General features: G+C 44.9%; 18 protein-coding genes. 3 read left to right on the plus strand and 15 right to left on the minus strand.

Going from position 1 to position 21,129, the window contains the following annotated elements:
* Window positions 1-93: 93 nt before the first annotated feature.
* The 9 genes from trxB to rsmH all read right to left on the minus strand — a co-directional run bounded on the left by trxB (window position 94) and on the right by rsmH (window position 9,301).
* Window positions 94-1,008 (minus strand): thioredoxin-disulfide reductase, encoded by a 915-nt coding sequence (gene trxB / locus RYK49_RS06445; RefSeq protein ID WP_002903286.1) that lies wholly within the window; start codon window positions 1,006-1,008, stop codon window positions 94-96.
* 65 nt (window positions 1,009-1,073) lie between these two features.
* Complete coding sequence (locus RYK49_RS06450) at window positions 1,074-1,298, minus strand: DUF4059 family protein (protein WP_002896945.1); 225 nt, start codon at window positions 1,296-1,298, stop codon at window positions 1,074-1,076.
* 170 nt (window positions 1,299-1,468) lie between these two features.
* Complete coding sequence (locus tag RYK49_RS06455; RefSeq protein ID WP_125342642.1) at window positions 1,469-2,212, minus strand: amino acid ABC transporter ATP-binding protein; 744 nt, start codon at window positions 2,210-2,212, stop codon at window positions 1,469-1,471.
* Window positions 2,212-3,021, minus strand: coding sequence for an amino acid ABC transporter permease (locus RYK49_RS06460; RefSeq protein ID WP_268699548.1), 810 nt, complete (start codon window positions 3,019-3,021; stop codon window positions 2,212-2,214). The genes RYK49_RS06455 and RYK49_RS06460 overlap by 1 nt, the downstream gene beginning before the upstream one ends.
* Window positions 3,022-3,267: 246 nt before the next feature.
* Entirely contained in the window at window positions 3,268-4,611 is a 1,344-nt protein-coding gene (locus RYK49_RS06465; RefSeq protein ID WP_123159654.1) for a DEAD/DEAH box helicase, read from the minus strand.
* A gap of 127 nt (window positions 4,612-4,738) precedes the next feature.
* A complete protein-coding gene (mraY, locus tag RYK49_RS06470) occupies window positions 4,739-5,740 on the minus strand; it encodes a phospho-N-acetylmuramoyl-pentapeptide-transferase (protein ID WP_125329905.1) in 1,002 nt (333 codons plus the stop codon).
* 1 nt (window position 5,741) lies between these two features.
* A complete protein-coding gene (gene pbp2X / locus RYK49_RS06475; RefSeq protein ID WP_314865270.1) occupies window positions 5,742-8,030 on the minus strand; it encodes a penicillin-binding protein PBP2X in 2,289 nt (762 codons plus the stop codon).
* A complete protein-coding gene (gene ftsL / locus RYK49_RS06480; RefSeq protein ID WP_002893529.1) occupies window positions 8,020-8,343 on the minus strand; it encodes a cell division protein FtsL in 324 nt (107 codons plus the stop codon). Before ftsL ends, pbp2X begins: the two co-directional genes overlap by 11 nt.
* 7 nt (window positions 8,344-8,350) lie before the next feature.
* Window positions 8,351-9,301, minus strand: a complete 951-nt coding sequence (gene rsmH / locus RYK49_RS06485) for a 16S rRNA (cytosine(1402)-N(4))-methyltransferase RsmH (protein ID WP_314865272.1) — start codon at window positions 9,299-9,301, stop codon at window positions 8,351-8,353.
* Window positions 9,302-9,501: 200 nt separating this feature from the next.
* Between rsmH and RYK49_RS06490 the strand changes: the two genes are divergently transcribed.
* From RYK49_RS06490 to RYK49_RS06500, 3 genes are read left to right on the plus strand one after another with little or no spacing between them, the layout of a single operon-like run.
* Entirely contained in the window at window positions 9,502-9,717 is a 216-nt protein-coding gene (locus RYK49_RS06490) for a helix-turn-helix transcriptional regulator (RefSeq protein WP_002896937.1), read from the plus strand.
* A 47-nt stretch (window positions 9,718-9,764) separates the two neighbouring features.
* A complete protein-coding gene (locus tag RYK49_RS06495) occupies window positions 9,765-10,307 on the plus strand; it encodes a DUF3278 domain-containing protein (protein ID WP_125346899.1) in 543 nt (180 codons plus the stop codon).
* A complete protein-coding gene (locus RYK49_RS06500) occupies window positions 10,304-10,480 on the plus strand; it encodes a hypothetical protein (RefSeq protein WP_002896934.1) in 177 nt (58 codons plus the stop codon). The genes RYK49_RS06495 and RYK49_RS06500 overlap by 4 nt, the downstream gene beginning before the upstream one ends.
* 61 nt (window positions 10,481-10,541) lie before the next feature.
* On the opposite strand, the gene RYK49_RS06505 is transcribed toward RYK49_RS06500, so the two are convergent.
* The 6 genes from RYK49_RS06505 to RYK49_RS06530 form a co-directional block, all read right to left on the minus strand.
* Window positions 10,542-10,799 carry a DUF896 family protein gene (locus RYK49_RS06505; protein ID WP_002911278.1) on the minus strand — a complete coding sequence of 86 codons (258 nt, stop codon included), beginning with the start codon at window positions 10,797-10,799 and terminating at the stop codon, window positions 10,542-10,544.
* 22 nt (window positions 10,800-10,821) lie between these two features.
* Window positions 10,822-12,861 carry a glycine--tRNA ligase subunit beta gene (gene glyS / locus RYK49_RS06510; RefSeq protein WP_314865275.1) on the minus strand — a complete coding sequence of 680 codons (2,040 nt, stop codon included), beginning with the start codon at window positions 12,859-12,861 and terminating at the stop codon, window positions 10,822-10,824.
* A gap of 2 nt (window positions 12,862-12,863) precedes the next feature.
* A complete protein-coding gene (gene glyQ, locus RYK49_RS06515) occupies window positions 12,864-13,781 on the minus strand; it encodes a glycine--tRNA ligase subunit alpha (RefSeq protein ID WP_002893545.1) in 918 nt (305 codons plus the stop codon).
* A 342-nt stretch (window positions 13,782-14,123) separates the two neighbouring features.
* A complete protein-coding gene (locus tag RYK49_RS06520; protein ID WP_314865277.1) occupies window positions 14,124-18,644 on the minus strand; it encodes a S8 family serine peptidase in 4,521 nt (1,506 codons plus the stop codon).
* A 258-nt stretch (window positions 18,645-18,902) separates the two neighbouring features.
* A complete protein-coding gene (locus tag RYK49_RS06525; RefSeq protein ID WP_314865278.1) occupies window positions 18,903-20,510 on the minus strand; it encodes a type I restriction-modification system subunit M in 1,608 nt (535 codons plus the stop codon).
* Window positions 20,511-20,568: 58 nt separating this feature from the next.
* A complete protein-coding gene (locus tag RYK49_RS06530; RefSeq protein ID WP_185761347.1) occupies window positions 20,569-21,114 on the minus strand; it encodes a hypothetical protein in 546 nt (181 codons plus the stop codon).
* Window positions 21,115-21,129: the final 15 nt, after the last annotated feature.

Here is a 21,129-nt window from a genome sequence, read left to right on the forward strand (position 1 = left end):
ACGCTAGATACCTTTTATTATATCATAATTCCAAAAAAGCTAAGCAAATCCTGTCAATTCACTTGAATAGACATACTTGCTTAGCTTATATTTTTATGCTTGCTCTGTAAGATATTTGTAGGCTTCCTGACTGGCAATGGCACCATCGCCAACAGCCGTCGTAATCTGGCGCAGGTCTTTCTGGCGAACATCACCAACAGCGTAAATGCCTGCTACTGAAGTCTTCATCTGATGATCCGTCAGAATCCAGCCAGCCTCATCAGTGATACCCAAGTCCGCAGCAAATTCACTAACTGGATCTAGGCCAACATAGATAAAGATACCGCCAAACTCTGCCTGACTAATCTCACCTGTCTTTACATTCTTGAAGGTTACGCCAGTCACTTTACGCTCATCACCATGGATGCTTTCCACCACAGAATCCCAGACAAAGCGAATCTTTTCGTTGGCAAAGGCGCGATCCTGCAGCACTTTTTGTGCTCGCAACTCATCTCGACGGTGAACAATGGTCACACTTTTTGCAAAGCGCGTCAGGAAAATAGCTTCCTCTACCGCCGAGTCGCCTCCACCGACAACCAATAGGTCTTCATCACGGAAGAAGGCACCATCACAAACCGCACAGTAAGAAACGCCGCGGCTGTTGTAGTCTTCCTCACCAGGAACCCCCAGATGACGATGATTGGCACCAGAAGCAATGATGACTGTTTTAGCTTCAAAACGCTCATCTTCTGTAATGATTTCCTTGAAATCACCTCGGTCTTCAATTTTTTCTACTAGGCCAAATAGATGTTCAACACCCAGATTCTCCAGAGGCTCAAACATTTTCTCTGCTAGCTCAGGACCGCTGATATTAGCATAGCCTGGATAGTTTTCAATGTCAGCAGTATTGTTCATCTGACCGCCAGGAATACCACGCTCCAGCAGGGCAACTTTTAGGTTGCTGCGGGCTGCATAGAGGGCAGCTGTCATGCCGGCAGGTCCAGCTCCAATAATAATTGTATCGTACATAACTCTTCTTTCTCCTTGTTGTAACTAGAATTATTCTAACAACTTTTCTACAGTTTTACAAGCATTTAAGCTTTTAGGACAATGAGCAGGCCCAACGTCGCAAAAGACAGGACTGGAATCGTCATAATGACAATCAAAAGGACATCATACAGATGGCTCTGGCGCTCCTTGGCTGTCTTGTCCTTGCGGCGAATCATCCGCAGTCCAATCCATAAACCCGCAATGATCCCTACACCAACTGCAGTATAAATCAAGCTCTCGATATAAAGTGCAAATATTTGATCTAACATGTCAACTCCTCAAAGGTCAATCAGCCTCATAGTGCAAAGAAAGGGAACAACTCCAAATCTAGCTGTCAGCAAAAACACCCACTAGACAAGAAAGCCTGCTCCACTGCATGCTGAGACTGAAAACAAACTCAGCTGGTCTAGCCAACTGAGCCTTCACTGTCTCTATTATATCAAATATAGGTCCGTTTGTAACTAGCAAAAAATTCCTTGGTTCTTTCTTCCTTTGGATGATGAATAATTTCATCTGGTGTCCCAGACTCTATGATTTTCCCCTTGTCCAAAAAGAGTACTCTATCCGCAACCTGAGCGACAAAGGACATATCATGACTGACCAGAATCATGGTCTGGCCAGACTTGGCTGCATCAGCGATTGATTTCTCTACTTCTCCGACTAACTCAGGATCCAAGGCTGAGGTCGGCTCGTCTAGCAAAAGAACATCTGGCTTCATAGCTAAAGCCCTTGCCAAGGCTACCCTCTGCTTCTGACCGCCTGACAGATGTCTAGGATAGTGATTTTCTCGGTCTGACAAGCCAACCTTTGCTAACTCTTCCTTGGCTATCTTGGTCGCTTCTTGGTCTGACAGTTTCTTAACTACCAGCAGACCTTCCTTGACATTTTCCAGAGCAGTCCGGCGAGAAAAGAGATTAAACTGCTGAAAGACCATAGCTAGCTTGCGGCGCAGCAGCAAAATCTCATCTTTGGAAATTCTTGAAAAATCTACTTTAAAGCCGTCAATAGTAATTTTTCCGCTATCTGGCTGTTCCAGATAGTTGAGGCTGCGGAGGAAGGTTGACTTCCCAGCACCCGAAGAGCCAATCAAAGCTACCACTTCGCCTTTTTGAATGTCCAAACTGAGATCATCCAGAACCTTTTGACCTGAAAAAGTCTTACTTAAATGTGAAATATTAATCATCAGATTCCTTCTCCTTCTGCTTGCTGAAGCGATTCAAATTTATCCGGCTGCTTGATATCCATCATCTTTTCGATCCAGCGGCCAAGTTGCTCAATGAGAATATTGACTGCCCAATAAATCAGCGACACCGAGATAAAACGCTCAAAGTAACGGTAGTCTGCCCCCGCGATAGCCTGTGCCTTGGCAAAAATTTCCACTACACCAGCGCTAAAGGCCAGAGAAGTTCCCTTAGTCAAGCCGATCAGGGAATTAATCAGACTAGGTATCGCGACTACTGCTGCATTGGGGATAATGACACGCATATAAACCTGCTTGTTGGTCATCCCTAAGCTGCGAGCAGCCTCAATTTCTCCCGGATCTACGGACAAAATTGCTGCCCGGATGGTCTCACTGGCATAAGCCGCTTCGTTGAAAGCAAAGGCAACAATCGCAAAGACAGACGCTGGAATTTCGTTGATATTAAAGCTTGTGCCATACTTCTGATTGATGGCCTTGAGCAATAAAGGAATCCCAAAATAGGTCAGCATGAGCTGAACCAGCAGCGGTGTTCCTCTCAGAAAGCTAACAAAGAAAGCCTGAATCGGATACAGGACTTTGACTCGATTAATCTTGACGATAGCAAAAACCATGGCAAGCAGAATACCAAAGACTGCACCACCCGCTGTCAAGAGAAGGGTGATTGGCAGATTTTGCAAAATGCCAGGAATGGCCTCAAAAACGGCCCTTAAACTAAATAATTTACCATCTGGAATGAACTTGAGGAACTCCTCATACCAACCAGTTGTCAGAAGATAAGTTGTAACTACCATCATTACTTCCTTTTCTTGATAATGAAATATTTTAACACAATTCTAGAACAAAACAAAGAATTTGCTTCGCTTTTACTGTCTTTTAGCAGTCAAAACATGAGTAGCTAATGCAAATCTCGTGTTCCTAAATATCAAATAAGCCACACTAAGCCCAATATAAAAATAGACTAGTTTCACTAGTCTATCATATCTATCTCATAAAGACTAATATATTTTTCTTATCACAGCGATAAGAAAAGTATATCACTAAAAGGTTTGGCGCTTAGCCTTACGCTCTGCCCGGCCACGTGCACGATTCTCTGCTCGCTTGGCTTTCCGACGTTTCTCGTCCACAGCCCATTTGATTTTTTTCTTGTAGCCTGGTTTGATTTTTTTCTTTTTCTTCTTGACCAAGCCAATCATCTCAATGTCGAGTTTTTCTTGGCGTTTTTCACGATTAGCCCGACGATCCCGGTCGTAGGTATCTTCGATAGCTCCAGCCTTCAAAACCTTAGGGACAAACTGGATGCCCAATTTCTCAAGCTCTCGAATATCTGAGTCATCACTCGGTTGATAAAGAGTGATAGCTGTACCAGGAAGGCCATTCCGACCAGTCCGGCCAACGCGGTGGACAAAGAAGGACAAATCTTGTGGAATGGCATCGTTGATGACATGACTGACCCCTTCAATATCAATACCACGCGCTGCCAAATCTGTCGCAACGATATATTCAAAATCCAGGTTTTTGACTTGGTTCATGATTCGCTTACGCTCCCGTGGAGGAACCCCTCCGTGGATTTTAGCGACTTTAAGGCCCTTTTCTAGCAAATAAGCATGCAAATCGTCCGCTCTGTCCTTGGTATTTACAAAGATCATAGCCAGATAAGGTTGAAGAGCCTGCGTCAGTTGATAAATCTGCTCGTTTTTGTCGCGCCCTTTTGTCGATACCAACCAGTTATCAATGGTGTCCGAGATCACCGTTTTGGTTTTGATCTGCTCCATGACAGGGTTAGACAAATATTTCTTCAAGAAGGGTTGTAACTTTTGCGGAATCGTAGCAGAGAAGACCAAAAACTGAAGCTTCTTTGGAAGACTGGATGCAATCTTGTCTACCGTCGTCAAAAAGCCCATATCGAGAGTCATATCCGCCTCATCAACCACAAAAGTGTGAGCCTTATGAATAGCCAAGTCTCCAGAAGCGACCAAATCATAGATCCGTCCAGGTGTCCCAATGACAATATGGGGTTGGGCTACTTGGAGCTTATCGATTTGACGAGCCTTATCAGTTCCGCCAACATAGTTAGCAATCCGAATTTCCTTTTCACAGTGGCTAGCAATCTGACGAGCCGCTTGGTAAATCTGTGTGGCCAATTCCCGACTAGGTGCTGTGATGACCACTTCGACATTACTACTATCCTCATTTAAGGTTTGAAAAATTGGCAAGAGGAAAGTATGGGTCTTCCCTGATCCTGTTTTAGATTCACCGACCAGATCACGGCCTGCTAAAACAATCGGGATCAGCTTTTCTTGAACTTCTGTTGCTTCGATAAAATTAATCTCTTTTAAGGCCTCTTGGATATAGTCCTTAAACTTAAAATCTGTAAATTTCATTCTCTTATCCTTTCATCATCTCCACTATTATATCAAAAAACTCCTCTTCCCGCTCTTCTTTTGGACAGCAATTCCTCCCCAGCCAAAAAGGCTGAGATAGAAATCCCAACCTTTTATGATTCATGTCTTATGAATTGATCAGATAGTAGATCAAGAGGGTCAAGGCGCTCATTCCTGCACCGACACTCCAGAGAAAGGCATCGACCTTCCACTCAGACCATTTAGGACCATTACCTGACAGACCACCTAATTCTAAATGGTGATGGAAAGGCGTCATGCGGAAGATTCGGCGTCCTTCCCCTGTCCTTTTCTTGGTCCATTTGAAATAGGACACTTGGAGCATGACAGAGCTAGTCTCAAAGACGTAGACAATCCCAATCAAGAGCAAGGTCCACTCTACGTGGAGAGCCATGGATAGAGTCGCAAGCATCCCACCTAGTGCTAGGCTTCCAACATCTCCCATGAAAATCTTGGCCGGCTTGTGGTTGTAGACGAAGAAACCTAATAGAGCTCCAATCATACTGATGGTCACAAAAAGGATATCGATTCGTCTTTGCCAAACAGCGATGATGGAATAAGCGATCAAGCTGATGGTTACCGAAATGCTTGCCAAGCCATCAATCCCGTCCGTTAAATTGACTGCGTTTGAAAAACCAACCAACCAGAACAAGGCAAAGATAATATAGAAATGTCCCAAATAGACATCCCAACCAAAGACATTGAGAAGACTACCAGCTCCATGACGTTCAGAGAAGAGATAGAAAATGATCCCTCCCAACAATTGCAGGGCTAATTTTTGCTTGGGATTTAACCCTTCATTGATCTTACGAAAGACCTTTAAGAAGTCATCCAAGAAACCGACGATTCCATACAAGACCAAAATAAAGAGGATCAATTGAACAGGACGCGTAAAGTTCCCAGTTAGGAAGCTAAAGACAAGGGTGACAAAAACTGAAGTGATCAAGAAGACCACTCCCCCCATAGTTGGAGTGCCTGCTTTGGCTTTGTGTTGCTTCACATCTTCGTGCATTTGTTGGCCCGAAATATGGGCCCGTTGATAGAAACGGATAAAGGCAGGAATGCCAATAACCGTTAGAATAAATGATACTACTAGGGTAGCAAGTAACATATCAATCTCCTAATGTAATTGTTATTTTCTTCGTCTTCTTTAAAGCAGTTTCTACTTTGACGTTTTGTTTGCTCACACGAGAACCTTCCCCTTTATAGGTGATCTCAATGCCCGTCCATTCCGCAAATTTATCAACATTTTCCTTGGTCCATCCATACATATCCGGAACTGAATCCAAGTCATCTGTTAATAATAACACTTGCTCATTTGCTTTTAATTTCGTTCCTGCTGATACAGACATCTTTTTAATATTCTTTCCAGTTCCTAGGACAACAGGCTGGATCAGATTGCGACGCAGTTCATCTGCGAAGCCACCTGGGCTGATGGTCTGCTTCAAGTTCAATTCTTTCGACAAGGATTCTGCCGACGGCATCTTATAGGTGTCCTCTTTCGTGACCCCATCCAAGGCTTTGGTTTCCGTTACTAGATTCAACTCATCCTTCAAAGCAACCGCATCTTCCAAGACTGGATTGACTAGTTCTTGCCAACTGGTCGGACTAAAGCTGATCTCAGGTTGTTGAACCGTCACATACATGATAAAATCTGGATCCTCGGCAGGCGTCATGACTACAATGGAGTTGATATTGTTATTTTCTCCATCCAAATACCCGTTAGCCGTCGCAATTTGGGCTGTCCCCGATTTAACAGCAACATTTTGTCCAGCTACTTGGATAATGGGACCATCCGATGAATAGAGGGTACCAAATTGAGGATCAGTCCCTACCGTAATCATGTAATTACGGGTCTGTTGGGCAACCGAAGCGGGTACTGGATTGCCGACAATCTCTCTTTGTGATTTACGAGCAGTTTCATGCTTGCCGTCGTAAATCGCACTGATAAATTTAGGCTCCAACATTTCCCCATCATTTGCAATGGCAGAAAATGCACGCAACATCTGCGTTTGGGTCACCGAAATCCCTTGACCGAAAGAAGACATGGCTTGAGTGACATAGTTATCTCCTGGTAGGCCTCCAAAACCTTCGTCTCCCATTCCAAAACGTGTAGGAAGTCCGAACTTAAAGAGTTTGAGGTAATTCATCCAGACAGCATTTCCCATCTTCTGTTCTAGCTTGGTCATCCCAATGTTACTTGAAAAGGCAAAAGCTTGGGCAATATTCATATAGCGACCTTCAGACAGTCCCATATTGACATCCCAGTCACGGATGGTCGCATCTTTTACCTGTAGTTCGTTACTGTAGTATACCTCATTATAGGCTGGGAAGGTCCCATGATCAATCGCCGAAGCTAATAACATGACCTTCATGGTTGAACCAGGTTCATATTGATCTTGATAAAGAATCGTGTTCCAGGTTCTCAGATTCTTAATATCCAAGCCTTCTTTGGTATCTGCATTATAGGTTGGACGTTGCGTCGTTGCAAGGATTTCCCCTGTTTTGGCACTGACCAGGGTCGCACTGACATATTTACCTTTCACCTTTTCTTGGAAGACATCCATACGCGTTTCGAGATAGGTTTGAAGTTCCGCAGAAAGGGTTGTGTAGACATCCTTGCCATCCTCTGCCTGTACAGAGACCTTTTCCGACCCAGGGACAACATTACCATTTCGGTCTTTTTCGTAGGTCACAATTCCATTCTGACCAGCAAGAATCCTATCCAGTGCCTGCTCCATGCCAGAAGTCCCTTTTAGCGTCTTATTACCTTCCTTATCCTCCTGCAGCTGGGCAAGACCGATAAACTGGGAGGCAAAGACACCGTTACTATAACTGCGGTTGGGACTAGTAGTAAAGTCAATCCCTTCAATACCAGCAGCTTCAAAGGCTTCCCGCATGGCATTCATATTACTGTAGGTAATGCCATTGCCCTGGGCCCCGAAGGAAACCTGCTTGAGATTTTTCTGAGACAGCTGGGTTTTGACGTAGTCCTTATCCAGCTCTAGGTATTGATTGAAAATCTCTGCCACCTTATCGTACTGGGATTCTTCTACATAGAGAATCTTGCCGGTAGCTGACTTGTAACTCTTGTCAATAATGGCATAAACATTATAAGTCGTGGCATCCTCTGCAATGGGAACTCCATTTCGGTCATAAATCGTTCCACGCCGGGCAGCGACTGTGACAGTCTTTTGATGGACCACTTCTGCTCCCTTTGATAAATTAACACCGAACTTCTGGTCTGTCCCGATAATAATGGCAAAATTAATCAAGAAAACGAAAAAGAGAAAGATAGCTAAGATGCTCATGCTCTTTCCCACTTGCCGCCGATTGTATTCAGGGGTTTGCCTATTTTTCAGGGCGTATTTTTTAATTCTTTCAAAAATTCTATTCTTCATCCGTTGAACTCACCGTTTTACGATTTCCCTTCTGGAGTTTCATATCCTGAGAGCTGGCCAGCTGGGACAGCCTTTCATAGCGGGTCAGTTCATTGACTTCCTGCTTGATGTCGGCCAGTTCTGTCTGCTCCGCCTCAATCTGCGTATTGACTTCCGTCAAATCCCGGTCCACCTGCAATAGCTTGGTCTGCATAAAGACGATGCTGACCGCTAAAATAATGGCAGTCAAAACGATGGAGCCGTAAAAGGCCTTCTCAACTCGGGAAAATTTTCGCATCTGATCTTGAAGCGGGTTTGGTCTTTTTTCTGACATTTCTTCCTCACTTGTGTATCTTACGGGCCACGCGCAGCTTAGCGGAATGAGCCCGGTTATTGCTTTCTAATTCTTCTTTGCTTGGTAAAATTGGTTTGCGGCTGACCAGCTCCAGCTTAGGCTGCAGTTCATCAGGGATAAAGGGCAGGCCCTTGGGAACATCCACTGTTGACGCTTCCTTGAAAAGCTGCTTGGTCAGACGGTCTTCCAGTGAATGAAAGGTAATGACCGCAATCCGGCCGTCTACCGCAAGCAGATCAATGGCCTGCTGAATAGACTCATCCGCCGCTCCCAGCTCATCATTGACCTCAATCCGAATGGCCTGAAAAATCTGCTTGGCTGGATGGCCTTTCTTCTTCAGCTCCTTAGCTGGCTTAGCTGACTTGATAATTTCAGCCAGTTCTGTCGTTGTTTCAATAGGCTTGATACTTCTAGCCTGCTCAATCTTGCGAGCAATCTGCTTAGAAAACTTGTCTTCGCCATATTTAAAAAAGATTCGTACCAAATCCTGATAGCTATAATGATTGACAACCTCAAAAGCTGTCAAGGCTGCATCGAGGTTCATGCGCATATCCAAAGGCGCATCCTGTTTATAGGAAAAACCACGCTCACGCTGATCCAGCTGAGGGCTGGAAACGCCTAAGTCATAACAAATCCCATCAATTTCTTCCACATCGGCTTCTTGCAAACGGCTCTTGAGGTGGCGGAAATTGTCCTTGATAAAAGTCACCATCCCCCGCTCTACATAAGGAGCCAGGCGCTTTTTAGCATTGTCAATAGCTGTCTGGTCCTGATCAAAGGCATAAAGATGCCCCTCATCCCCGAGCTGGCTCAAAAGATATTCGCTGTGACCAGCACCCCCAAGGGTCGCATCGATATAGATGCCGTCAGGCTTAACCGCCAACTGGTCAACCGTTTCATGAAGAAGAACCGTAATGTGATGAAATTCGTTTGTCATATCTTACTTATTATATCACATTCAAAAGCAAAAAAAAATTTAAAAGAAAAAGTAAGCGGATGAAATCCTTTTTTAAATTTTTTGTCAGATATACTTGACACTTTTTCCAAAAAGTATTATACTAGCATAAAATAAAAGTCAAATATAACTGACAAACTGTCTGGAAGTTATCAGTTATAGTATTAGAAAGGAAGGGTGTAATGAATCGTGTCAAAGAATTTCGAAAAGAAAAAAAGATGTCTCAGCTAGAGTTGGCCAAGTCTATCGGGGTATCGCGGCAAACTATCAATATGATTGAAAATAACAAATACAACCCCACCCTCGAGCTCTGTATCAATCTGGCTAGAGCGCTGGATACTGACCTCAACGCCCTCTTTTGGGAGCCCCAGCTGACAGATGAAGATTCTGAGGACTAAGAATTCTTCCCTGTAGCAAATTTCATACCTAAAGAAAGGACACAAACATGAAAAAAGAAACATTCTCAGACAAGATGATTAAACGATTTTACGGCATTACTGGACCTTTGGACGAGCAAAAGCGCCAACAGGCTGAGCATCTAGGAAATATAGGCTTTATCTGGCTTTTCTTTATTCTGATTTTTGGCAATGCCATCGCCTTTCCCCTAGCCTTTCGCTGGCCCAAAATTATCGCTGTTGCCTATCCTATCCTGCTGGAAATCCTTATCCTCGGCTTCTGTGTCTATATAGTCATTCAAGCACGGCGCAAAGGAATTGATGACCTAGAGCTAGAACTTCAGGATGAAAAAGAAGAAAAAGCCATGAAACACGCTGGTCTCAAAGCAGGTTTCTCTTATTGGTTGCTCTTTTACCCTCTCTTTAGCATCATGATAGCTGTCATGGAAAAGAAAGATATCCTACAAGTTCTGCTTCAACCTAAACTCATTATAACTGGATTAGCTGCTGGTCTTGGATTTGGACTGATTATGCATTTCATTGCCAAAGGAAAGATTCGTCAAGCACAAAAAAAGGAGGAAGAAGACCTATGAGACTCAATCTCAAAGAAAAAATGGATCTAGGCATTCTGTCCCTCATTACTGCCATCGCTGCCTATTTCTTTTTCCGTATCACGGAGCCTTGGATTTTCTGGCTGGATGTAGCAATCATCGTTAGCTGCATCTATATAGCTCTCCGCATTTTGAAAAAACATAAACAAGAATAAAAGAATCCCTCGACAGGAACTTTCTAGCTTCCTAGCGAGGGATTCTTTTATTTATATCTACTTAAGACTCTGGGTCATCCAGACTACGGCCGTGAAGGCCTTTCTCGCGCTGAACTTGACGCAATTTTTCAGGAGTGATATCATTGCCATCCTCGTCGACAATCTTGATGCCTTCGATGTGATGACGAACAGAGCGACGGTAGCCTTCGATATACTCTTCACGAAGCTTGGCTTGTTCCACTTTTTCCTCAGCAGTTAGACCTTCAGCTTTTTTCTTTTTAGCCAGTTCATTAATACGGGCAATTTTTTTAGGATCCATGATTCTACCTCTCTCTTACCTTTTATTTGGTATTAATCTGATTAAACTGCGCCATTTGTCCCGCCTTGGCTGTCAACGACGCTAGGAGAGCTAGGCGATTGTTACGCACAGCCTCATCTTCTGCCATGACCATGGTATGGTCAAAGAAAGCATCAATAACTGGACTGAGGGCAAAGAGTTGGTCCAAATTGGCAGCTAAGTCAGATGTCAGCTCCACTGATTCAATGGCCGCAGCCAAGTCTTTTTCCTCTTGATTTTCAAAGAGTGCTGGATTGACAGCTGTCTGCCCTTGGGCTTTCTCAGCTAGATTAAAGACCCGAGACAGGCTTTCGACTGCTGACTTGAAGTTGTCTTCCTGAGCTTTTTCTGCTAGGAGTGCAGCTGTTTCTACCAAATCGCGTACGACAAAGTTAGTGCTTTGAAGAACAGCCGTCACGATGTCTTTGGGAATGCCTCGATCCATCATTTTCTCAACACGAGCACGGAAGAAGTCCAGCACGGCCTCTTGATTGTCATAGCTTAGACTATCAAACTTGAGTTCGTAAAGTCGACCAAGAAGCTGAGCCAAGTCGATGTTCCAGCCAAACTTGTCCAAGATACGCACAACCCCCTGAGTCGCACGGCGCAAAGCATAAGGGTCATTGGAACCGCTCGGAATCAAGCCAACTGAGAAGAAGGACAGAATGGTGTCCAGCTTATCAGCCAGCGCCAAGACCGCTCCGACCTTGGTATCAGGCAATTCGCCATCAGCTGAAGTCGGCATATAGTGCTCCCGAATAGCAGCTGCTACCGCAGCATTCTCACCAGCCAGAAGAGCATACTTCTCACCCATGATACCTTGCAGCTCATCAAATTCACCAACCATGCCAGTCAGCAGGTCAAACTTATAAATAGCCGCTGCGCGAGCCAAATCAGCTGCCTCATCAGCATCCAATCCTGCTTCTTGCGCCAAGAGAGCAACAATCTTACCAGTCCGCTCCATGTGCTCTGCCAGAGAGCCAATTTTTTCATGGAAGGTCACATTGCTCAGTTTGTCAACCAAGTCGGCAATAGCTAGTTTTTGGTCTTCCCGCCAGAAGAATTCCCCATCTTCCAGACGAGCTACCAAGACTTTTTCGTTTCCTTTTATGACATTTTCTAAATGCTCTGCATTTCCGTTACGGACAGAGATGAAGTGTGGCAAAAGCTTGCCTTCACTATCGCGCACAACAAAGTAACGCTGGTGCTCTTTCATGGAAGTCACCAAAACTTCTTCTGGCACCTCTAAATATTTAGCATCAAAATTACCTAGGAAAGCAGTTGGATATTCTACCAGATTCAAGACTTCATTGAGCAAGTCTTCGTCAATCTCGATAGAAACCCCGTGCTCCTCTTCCAGTGCTCGAATCTGCTCGACAATCATATCTCCCCGCTCAAGAGGATTGGCAATGACAAACTGAGCCCGTAGATCGTCTTCATAGGAATCTGCTGAAGCAATCTCTGTTTCTTTCCCCAAGAAACGGTGTCCACGGCTAGTACGGCCGCTCTTGATGTCCAAGAAATCCAAATCAAAGGCCCGCTCATCTAAGAGTACAGTTAAGGTGTGGACCGGGCGGATGTATTCAAAGGTGTTGTTGGCCCAGTGCATGCTGACAGGGAAGGTCAAAGCTTGCAGAACTTCCGTCACCGCTGGGATAATCTCCTCTACCGGACGACCGACCTCTTCCTTGGTTACATAGACGTATTCCTCACCCTTAATTTCGCGGAAAGTAATGTCCTCAACTGTCAATCCCTTGCCACGAACAAAGCCTTCTGCAGCCTTGGTAAAGTTGCCGTCAGCGTCCAGAGCAATTTTCTTAGAAGGGCCTTTGAAATCTTCGGTCAAATCAGACTGCTTATCCGCCAAGCCAACCACGCGCACCGCCAAACGGCGAGGCGTAGAGAACATTTCAATTTTCTCAAAGGTCAGACGATGGTCTGTCAGAAAGGCTCCCATCTTGTCGCGCAGCTGCTTCATGCTCGGTGTCACGACATAAGCTGGCATTTCCTCCAAGCCTAATTCAACTAATAAATTTTTTACCATGATTATTCTCCCTCCTCTGCCAAGAGTTTCTCGCGAGTCTCCGCATCCAAAAGTGGATAGCCCAGACGCTTGCGCTCAGCCACAAAGGTCTTGGCCACAACACGCGCCAGATTACGAATACGGGCAATATAACCAGCCCGTTCTGTCACAGATACAGCGCCACGCGCATCCAAGAGGTTAAAGGTATGCGAGCATTTGAGAACATAGTCATAGGCCGGGTGCACCAGATGCTCGTCCAGACAGCGCTTAGCTTCCGCTTCAAACTTCTCAAAATTCCCCAAGAGCAAGTCTTGATCGCTGACCTCAAAGCTGTACTTAGAATGCTCATATTCAGGATGAGTGAAAATTTCGCCGTACTTAACGCCATCAGCCCACTCAATGTCATAGACAGAGTCCACTTCTTGGATATAAGAAGCCAGACGCTCCAGACCATAAGTCACCTCAGCAGTCACCGGTTGAGTTGGTAGGCCTCCGACCTGCTGGAAGTATGTGAACTGAGTGATTTCCATACCATCCAGCCAAACTTCCCAGCCTAAACCAGCTGAGCCAGTTGACGGGTTTTCCCAGTTATCCTCGACAAAGCGAATATCGTGCTCCAGCGGATTGATCCCCAAGAGCTCCAAAGACTGCAAGTAAAGTTCTTGGATATTACTTGGCGATGGCTTCATAACCACCTGAAATTGGTGGTGCTGATAAAGACGGTTAGGATTTTCCCCATAGCGTCCATCTGCCGGCCGGCGAGACGGCTCTACATAGGCCGCATTCCAAGGCTCTGGCCCAATAGCCCGCAAGAAGGTATAGGGACTCATGGTTCCCGCACCCTTCTCATTATCATACGCCTGCATGAGCATACAGCCCTGGTCGTTCCAGAACTGCTGTAAAGTCAAAATTATTTCCTGAAAGGTAAGTTTCTTGGACATTAGTTACTCCTTTTGTTTGTTTAGATTTCTTGTGCTAGGTCTGTCCTCTGTTCTGTTTAAATAAGCAAAAGAACCACATCCGACAGTCCTAGGCTATTCACCTAGGGGCGTCAAGACGCGGTTCCACCCTAATTTATTACTTCATTACTTTTAAAATTATAACCGAAAGCGCCATCTGCACTGCTTCCCTATCCGGCTCACACTATCCCGAACTCGCTAAAAAGTAGACAATGAGAATTCTTTCTAAAAAAGATTATAGCAGAAAATAGACCTAATGTAAAATACTTATCGAAAAATCCCTCAAGTTTCAACTTAAGGGATTTTAACTGACTTGAAAACCAATTAGACTTGTTTAGGTTTTTTCGGTTTTACTACTCTTGGCTTTCTGCCATCAAGCTTTCTCTTGGCTGCTCTGAGATTGGCAATGGCTTCTTTGACATCTTCCTGGCTGGCACCTGGATTATCCAAAACTTCCTTAGCCTGTGCATAAGCTTCTAGATAAGCCGCCTTAACCGCGTCAGTCGCATAGATAAACTTATTGCTGATGGCTTGATAATGCACCTCATCATCGACTAGCTTCTTGAGATTGGTAAAGTTAGTCGCCTTACCATCCAGCTTCTTCTCTGCTGTAGTCAGCTGAGCTAGGGCTGTATCTATTTGCTCCTGGGTCACCTTGTCCTGCACCAAGAGCAGAGCAACTGCTTGGAATGCCTTGTCATATGCACGGCGAGTCCTATCCTTAGCATTGGCATAAGCCCCTGTCTTAGTAGTAGCTGCATAAGCCTCTACTGCCGCTTTAACCGCAGCAATATCAGAGTCCTTGCCGTCTAGATCAGCAGATGCTGTTTCTAGTTTTGCTCTTACGTCATCAACTTGCGCTTGGGTCAGTTTGCTTGTCAAAGCTTCCTTGGCTGCTTGATATGCTTGGTCGTAGGCTGTGCGCTTCGCTGCAGAAGCATTGTAATACTGAGCAGTGCCGACTAGACTAGACTGCTGATTGACAGCCGCCAGCAAGCCCGACTTGACAATAACTCCCAGCTTGAGCAGGTTATTCTTGCCTTCTTTGACCTCGACAGTCGGCTCATTTTCCCAGAGCTCATAACCAGTCGGCAGGTTGACAAAGACAGAGTAGAATCCAGCTGCTACGGATCTTCCAAAGGCATGCTTGCCAAACAGTTCTGCTGGAAGTGTATAGGCATCGCCATTGTTATTCTTGAGAACCACTTGGGTATTCTTCGGAACAGCTTGATCAAAGGCAACGCTGACCGGTGCAAAGACCAACTTCTTGACTAGAAACTCAATCGTCTTAAAGCTATCTTGGGCTGTCAGCTCAAACTCCTGAGTCAGATCGCTGTAGAAACGAAGCCCATCCTTATCATAAGTAAAGATCTCTGCTGTATAGCGGCCAAATGGCAGAGCGTTGATTTGCTTGCCCTTGTCCAGTTCGACATACTTGCCCTTGCTATCCTTGATCCGATAGACAAAGGTCGACGATACATCTTGATGCGTATTAGCATCTACCAGAGCGACACGGATACGACCATCATTTTCAGCACTGACTAGCTCTGATAGAGCTATGGCATCACGGTTGCCCGCATAGTCCTCTACCACATAGAAAATCTTAGACTTGTCCACTCCTTTTGGCAAGGTGTAGCTGCCATCTGCATTGGCTGAGATGTAAACTCGACGCTCGTAATCACGCTCAATGCCAAAATCATCCACGGCCTTATAGGTCTCTTTCCCTTTTTCATCTGCCTGCAGATAGAAGACCTGTTCTCTCAAAACACCTCCGTTGCCGACATCTTTTGGCTTGCGAGCCGTAAAGGTTTCCGCACCATCCTTGGTACCGATATAGCCTGAGCTAATCAAAGGCTTCTGCGTATCAATCTGCAGGTTAAAGGTAATCTGCTGCTCTTTAGCACCTGGTACATCTGGCGTATAGCGAACCACATAGGTATAGAGTCCATCCTCCAGCTTATCACCCTTGCTATCACGACCATCCCAGTATGTATCTTCTAGTAGGTAGGACTTAGGATTGTCTGACTGACCACTATAATAGTTCTTGCGGCCTTCTCTAATCGTGCTGCTCTGCCAGATTGGGAAGCGATAGTCCTTATCATCTGCCGTATAGACACTAGCTGTCAGATTATTGATATTGCGATAGAGAACTGTCCGATACTGGATGCTGTCTTGATTGCCATCACCATTAGGTGAGAAGGCCAGACGAATCTTGCCATCCGCTCCCAGCTGCAGCACATGCTTACCATCAGCATTTTCTGCAGTTCCCAGTACAATTGAGCTGCGAGCAGCTGTTCGACCGGTAGAGTAGAGTGTATCATTTGACTCTGTCACAAGGGAAGAGACATTGTCATCAGACAGAATACTCTTGTCCTCTGGCACTGGGTAATAGAAACCTGACTTACCTTCTTGGACTAGATCATAGATTGGTCTTTCTACAGCTGGCAGATTTTGGAATTGCCCACGGAAGCCCATAAATGGCAGACTAACAACATCGCCGTCATCCGCTGGATCGACAAAACGGACAAAACCTTCGAGGAAATAACCGTTTGGCATCTGCTTGAGCAACTCTTCCGCAAACTTAGCAGTATTTACCTTGACCGTCACTTTCTGGCTGCTGTGAGCCTTGACGGTGACTTCTGGCCAAACCGTTTCGGTTAGTTTGCGAGGTGTCAGGGTAAAGTAGCCATCCTTGACCGCATCCGTGTTGGTATTGACAATCATCTTCAGCGTCCGGTCCTTATCAGTGATATTATGAACCGTAACATCAAAGGTGAAGCTGTCTTGGACATTGCCCAAGGAAACGCTAGGATATTGATTGTCCCCTGTTACATAGAGGCCGGTAGAGATAGCCGCTGCCGTATCTACGATACCAGCTCCCTGCTGACGCGGAGAGGTGTAGACACCAGTTTCCTTGTTGACATGTAGCTTAGCTGTGGACATGATGAGGGCTTTGACCAAATCAGCATTCTGAGCAGGCGTCAAGTCTGGATAGTGCTGAAGGAGATATTCCTTGACTAGAGCCGCTACACCAGCCACATGAGGCGTAGCCATACTGGTTCCCTTCATAGAGCCATAGGTATTGTCATTAAGCGAAGAGTAGATATCGCCACCTGGTGCGGTCACATCTGGCTTGAGCAAACCATCTGTCGTTACACCCCAACTAGAGAAGTCAGACAGACTACCTGCTCCTGGATGCGGCCGATTGACCTTAAGACCATTAAAGACCACCTTGTAATTACCAGCTGCCAAAGCTTCTCCATATTCCTTACTGATAAAGGCTGACGGAACCTTTTTAGATTCACTGTCTAGGCTCATCGTTAGGTTAGCTCCGTCGACATTATTGTAGATCAGAGCACCAACAGCACCATGGCTGATAGCATTTCTAACCTTTTCAGCAAAGGTAAAGGAACCACGCTGGATAAGAGCCAGCTTCCCTGTCAGATCCTTACCAGCAAAGTCCTCTTCACGGCCAAGACCAACATGGACATACTCATATTCCTTGCCCTTTTCAAAGGTTGCATTTGTCTCACCCATGGAGTAGCTGAAATGACCGTTCAAAAGCTTATCGTTCTTTTCCAGACCACGCACTTCCATGACTTCCTCTGTCAGAACAGTGTTATTGACAGAAGCGACTGAGATAGAGCTTTCTACTGTTGAAGGACTGCCAACTAGACCATAGTCTGGATTTTCAACCAGAGGTTTAGAGTATTCACTTCCGAAGGTGTTGTCATTACCCGCTGCAATGATCACGCTCACCCCCTTGGCCCGAGCGCGCTCAATAGCGGCCTGCAGACTAGGGCTGACATCAACCGTTGAACCTGTTGCTGAACCTAGACTCATATTGATGGTATCAGCTCCCAAAGCTACTGCATCATCAATGGCTTTGATATAGATAGCGTCGCTAGTTGTGCGTTGACGGTCTGAGAAGACCCGCATAAACATAACTTGTGCTTCTGGCGCAACACCATAGACATACTCATCATTAGGAGCTTTCTTGTTGGGATTTCCCGCTGTAATCCCTGTTACGTGCATACCATGCGAGTAACTGTTCTTTTCCTTGATATTGTCATCACCATCGATATAGTTATAGGCATAGACAACCTTGCTGTTGTACCACTTCCCGTAGTCAATACCGGCCTTTTTCTTAGCCTCTTCCAGAGCTGCCTCTGTCTGATACTTGGCCTTTGACGGGTCAGAGATCTTCAGAACCTCATGGTGGACATCCAGACCTGAGTCGATAATGGCTACCACACGGCCTTGACCTTTATAACCTTGAGACCAGGTCTGAGGAACCTTGATAATCTCATTGGTACTGATGCTGCTTGGTTTAGCATCCCGAGAAGTTGGTGACTCTGCTACTGCATCAGGATTAGCAGCAGACTTGTCTGAGTTTGCGGCTTCCGGAGACTCTACATTCGGACTAGCTGGAGCTGTCGGCTTGGTCTCTGTAGTAGATGGTTGAGTTACCTTCTCAGCACTTGAAGAAGCCTCTTCCGATGAAGAAGTCGCTCCTTTCTCTACAGGAGTTGCAGATGCTTCCTTAGCCTCTGCCGTAGAAGGCTGGCTAGCATGCTCTGTACTTGAAGCAGCCGATTCAGAAGAAGCTGGCGTTGCTTTCTCCACAGTAGCTGAACTTGCTGGCTGACTCTCAGGTGTTGCTGCTTGAGAAGCAGACTCAGTCGCTGATACCACAGCAGCAGTCGGCTGACCTTGCCCTGACGAACTAGCTGTCGTCTGCTCATCCGCCTGAGCCTGTCCCGCACCAAAAACCAGAGCAGTTCCCAACAGAACAGAAGCCAAACCGAACTTGTATTTACGGAGTGAAAAACGTTGTCTTTGCATAGAAGTCTCCTTATCTTTATTTATAAACCATATTATAATAAAAATTTTCTGACAATTCATACACTCCTAACAAATGTAACAAAAACGTAATAATGACGAACGTTATAGTCAAGAAAAGCTATATGATAAAGTTTCAATCATCTATTTATTTGAAATACAGAACAAATACATCTTAAAATCCGGAAATAAGAAAAACCAATCAGAACTAGCGCGGAATGGACCAGTTTGATTGGTTTGTTATGGGATGTTTATTAAATATTATTTCTCAAACTCAGCCAAAAACTTCTCTAGTTCTTCCTGAGCTTCAGGCGTTGTGCCTCTGAGCTGGCCCAGCATGTCTACAAGTTCAGCTGTTTTACTTTCAATCTCCTTATTAGTACGATTAATCTTAGTCACAATCTCAGTCAATGGCTCGACTTCTTCTTCCTCAAAAGTATCTACGTAGCGAGGAATATTAAGATTGTAGTCATTTTCGACAATTTCTTCAAAGCTGGCCAGATGGGCAAACTTATCTACGTCTTCCCTAGCCTTATAGGCTTTCAGAATCTTGTCAATATGAGCATCCGTCATAATATTCTGGTTCTTGCCCTTGTCAAACTCCTTAGACGCATCAATGAAGAAAACATCACGGTTCGTCCGATCTTTCTTGAGAATGATGATAGTCGTTGGAATGCTGGTATTAAAGAATATATTAGCAGGGAGTCCAATGACTGTATCAATTGCCCCTTCCTCTAGAAGAGCCTTACGAATCTTACCTTCGGCATTGCCCCTAAAGAGGACACCATGAGGCAGGACGATAGCCATGACACCGCCGACCTGCTTGAGGTGATAAAAGCCATGTAGGAGAAAGGCAAAGTCTGCCTTAGACTTAGGCGCCAGAGCACCAAAACCAGAGAAACGTGGATCCTGCAGGAAACCATCTGCTGCTGACCACTTGGCTGAGTAAGGCGGATTCATCAGTACTCCGTCAAAGTTGGTCGGCTCCTGGGTCGGCCAGTCTTCATCCAAAGTATCAGCATTATGGAGAAATTGGTTCTCAATCGGAACGCCGTGCAGAATCATATTCATCCGAGCAAGGTTATAGGTAGCAGTATTAAGCTCCTGGCCGAAGTAAGAGACAGTCCCTGCCTCATGAGAATAGCGCTTGGCATTGAGCAGCAGCGATCCTGAGCCCATGGTCGGGTCATAGAGAGTGAAGCCTTTCTGATCTTTACGCCCTAGAAAAGCAATCTGGGTCATGAGCTTTGCGACGGGCTGAGGCGTATAAAACTCGCCGGCTTTCTTGCCCGAGTCAGTCGCAAACTGGCCGATCAGATATTCATAGGCATCGCCTAGCATATCGCCAGCATGACCTGCCACATCTAGGACAGCCAGCTCCTTCATAACCGCAGCTACTGTTTGATTTTGCTTCTGAGGCGTTGCTCCTAACTTTTTGGAATAGAGGTCAATGTCCTCGAAGAGATTTTCAAAGAGCTCATCGCTCTGCTCAATATTACGAAAGCCCTGGGCTAGATGCTCCAGCTGGAAAGTACCGCTATTGACCTGCAGCACCAAGTTCGTAAAGGTCAGATCTGGCTCCATGGCATAGGACAGCTCCTGCTTGATGACATCGATTAGATCAGCCTTGGTCTCCTCATCCTCATAGTAGCCACGGTAATTATCCAGCGCCTGCTCCAAGTCTTCCGTTTCCTCCCCCATGGTCTCTGCCACGAAAAAGAGCAGCTTATCGGACAGGTACTTATAAAAGACCATGCCTAGCAGATAAGACTTGTAGTCATTAGCATCCATCTTTGAGCGAAGCACATCTGCTGAGTTCCAGAGGGCCTGATAAAGCCCCTGGGATGTTTGAATTGTTTCTTGTGTCATAAGTTTCTTTCTAGTTGTTAGGGTGTTAGTAGAGAAATTGAGATAGTAGAATCAAGTTCTAGTATATAATTTTATCACCAATGATATTTTCGAGATAAGGTCGTATATTATTTATAATTAGCGCATTTATTTTCTTTTGTTGCTGTTGAGATGGTGGCTTTTTTTGATTAAACATTTTAATAAGAAAATTATAATCATTAATTGGTGTATAATCGTTGTATATACTAGGTTGAAAAGCGCCATTTTGGTAAAGATATTCAATTAATTTACGAGAAAAATATTCTGAAGATAAGGTAATAAATTTATTATCTCGAATGGCGTGCAGAAGAGAGAACAGCTTTTCATGTACAGTTGTAAAGTCGTTCAGATCCTGTCTATCAAACTTATTGATACACCGACTACCAATTGGCACTAATTCATTACCATTGTTATTCTTAATCGTATAGCAATATTTAATACATTCTTTTCCACAAATACATGAAGATAATAAGTTTTCATCCTCATAACAATCAACTATCTCCCATTCATGGACTGCATCATTCCAATTATTGCTTTCTGAATTATTTATAACTTTTAAAATTAGATTATCGTTATATGAACTCATCTGTAAAATCTCCAT

Origin of the sequence: uncultured Streptococcus sp. (assembly GCF_963525625.1) — a bacterium.
GTDB lineage: Bacteria > Bacillota > Bacilli > Lactobacillales > Streptococcaceae > Streptococcus.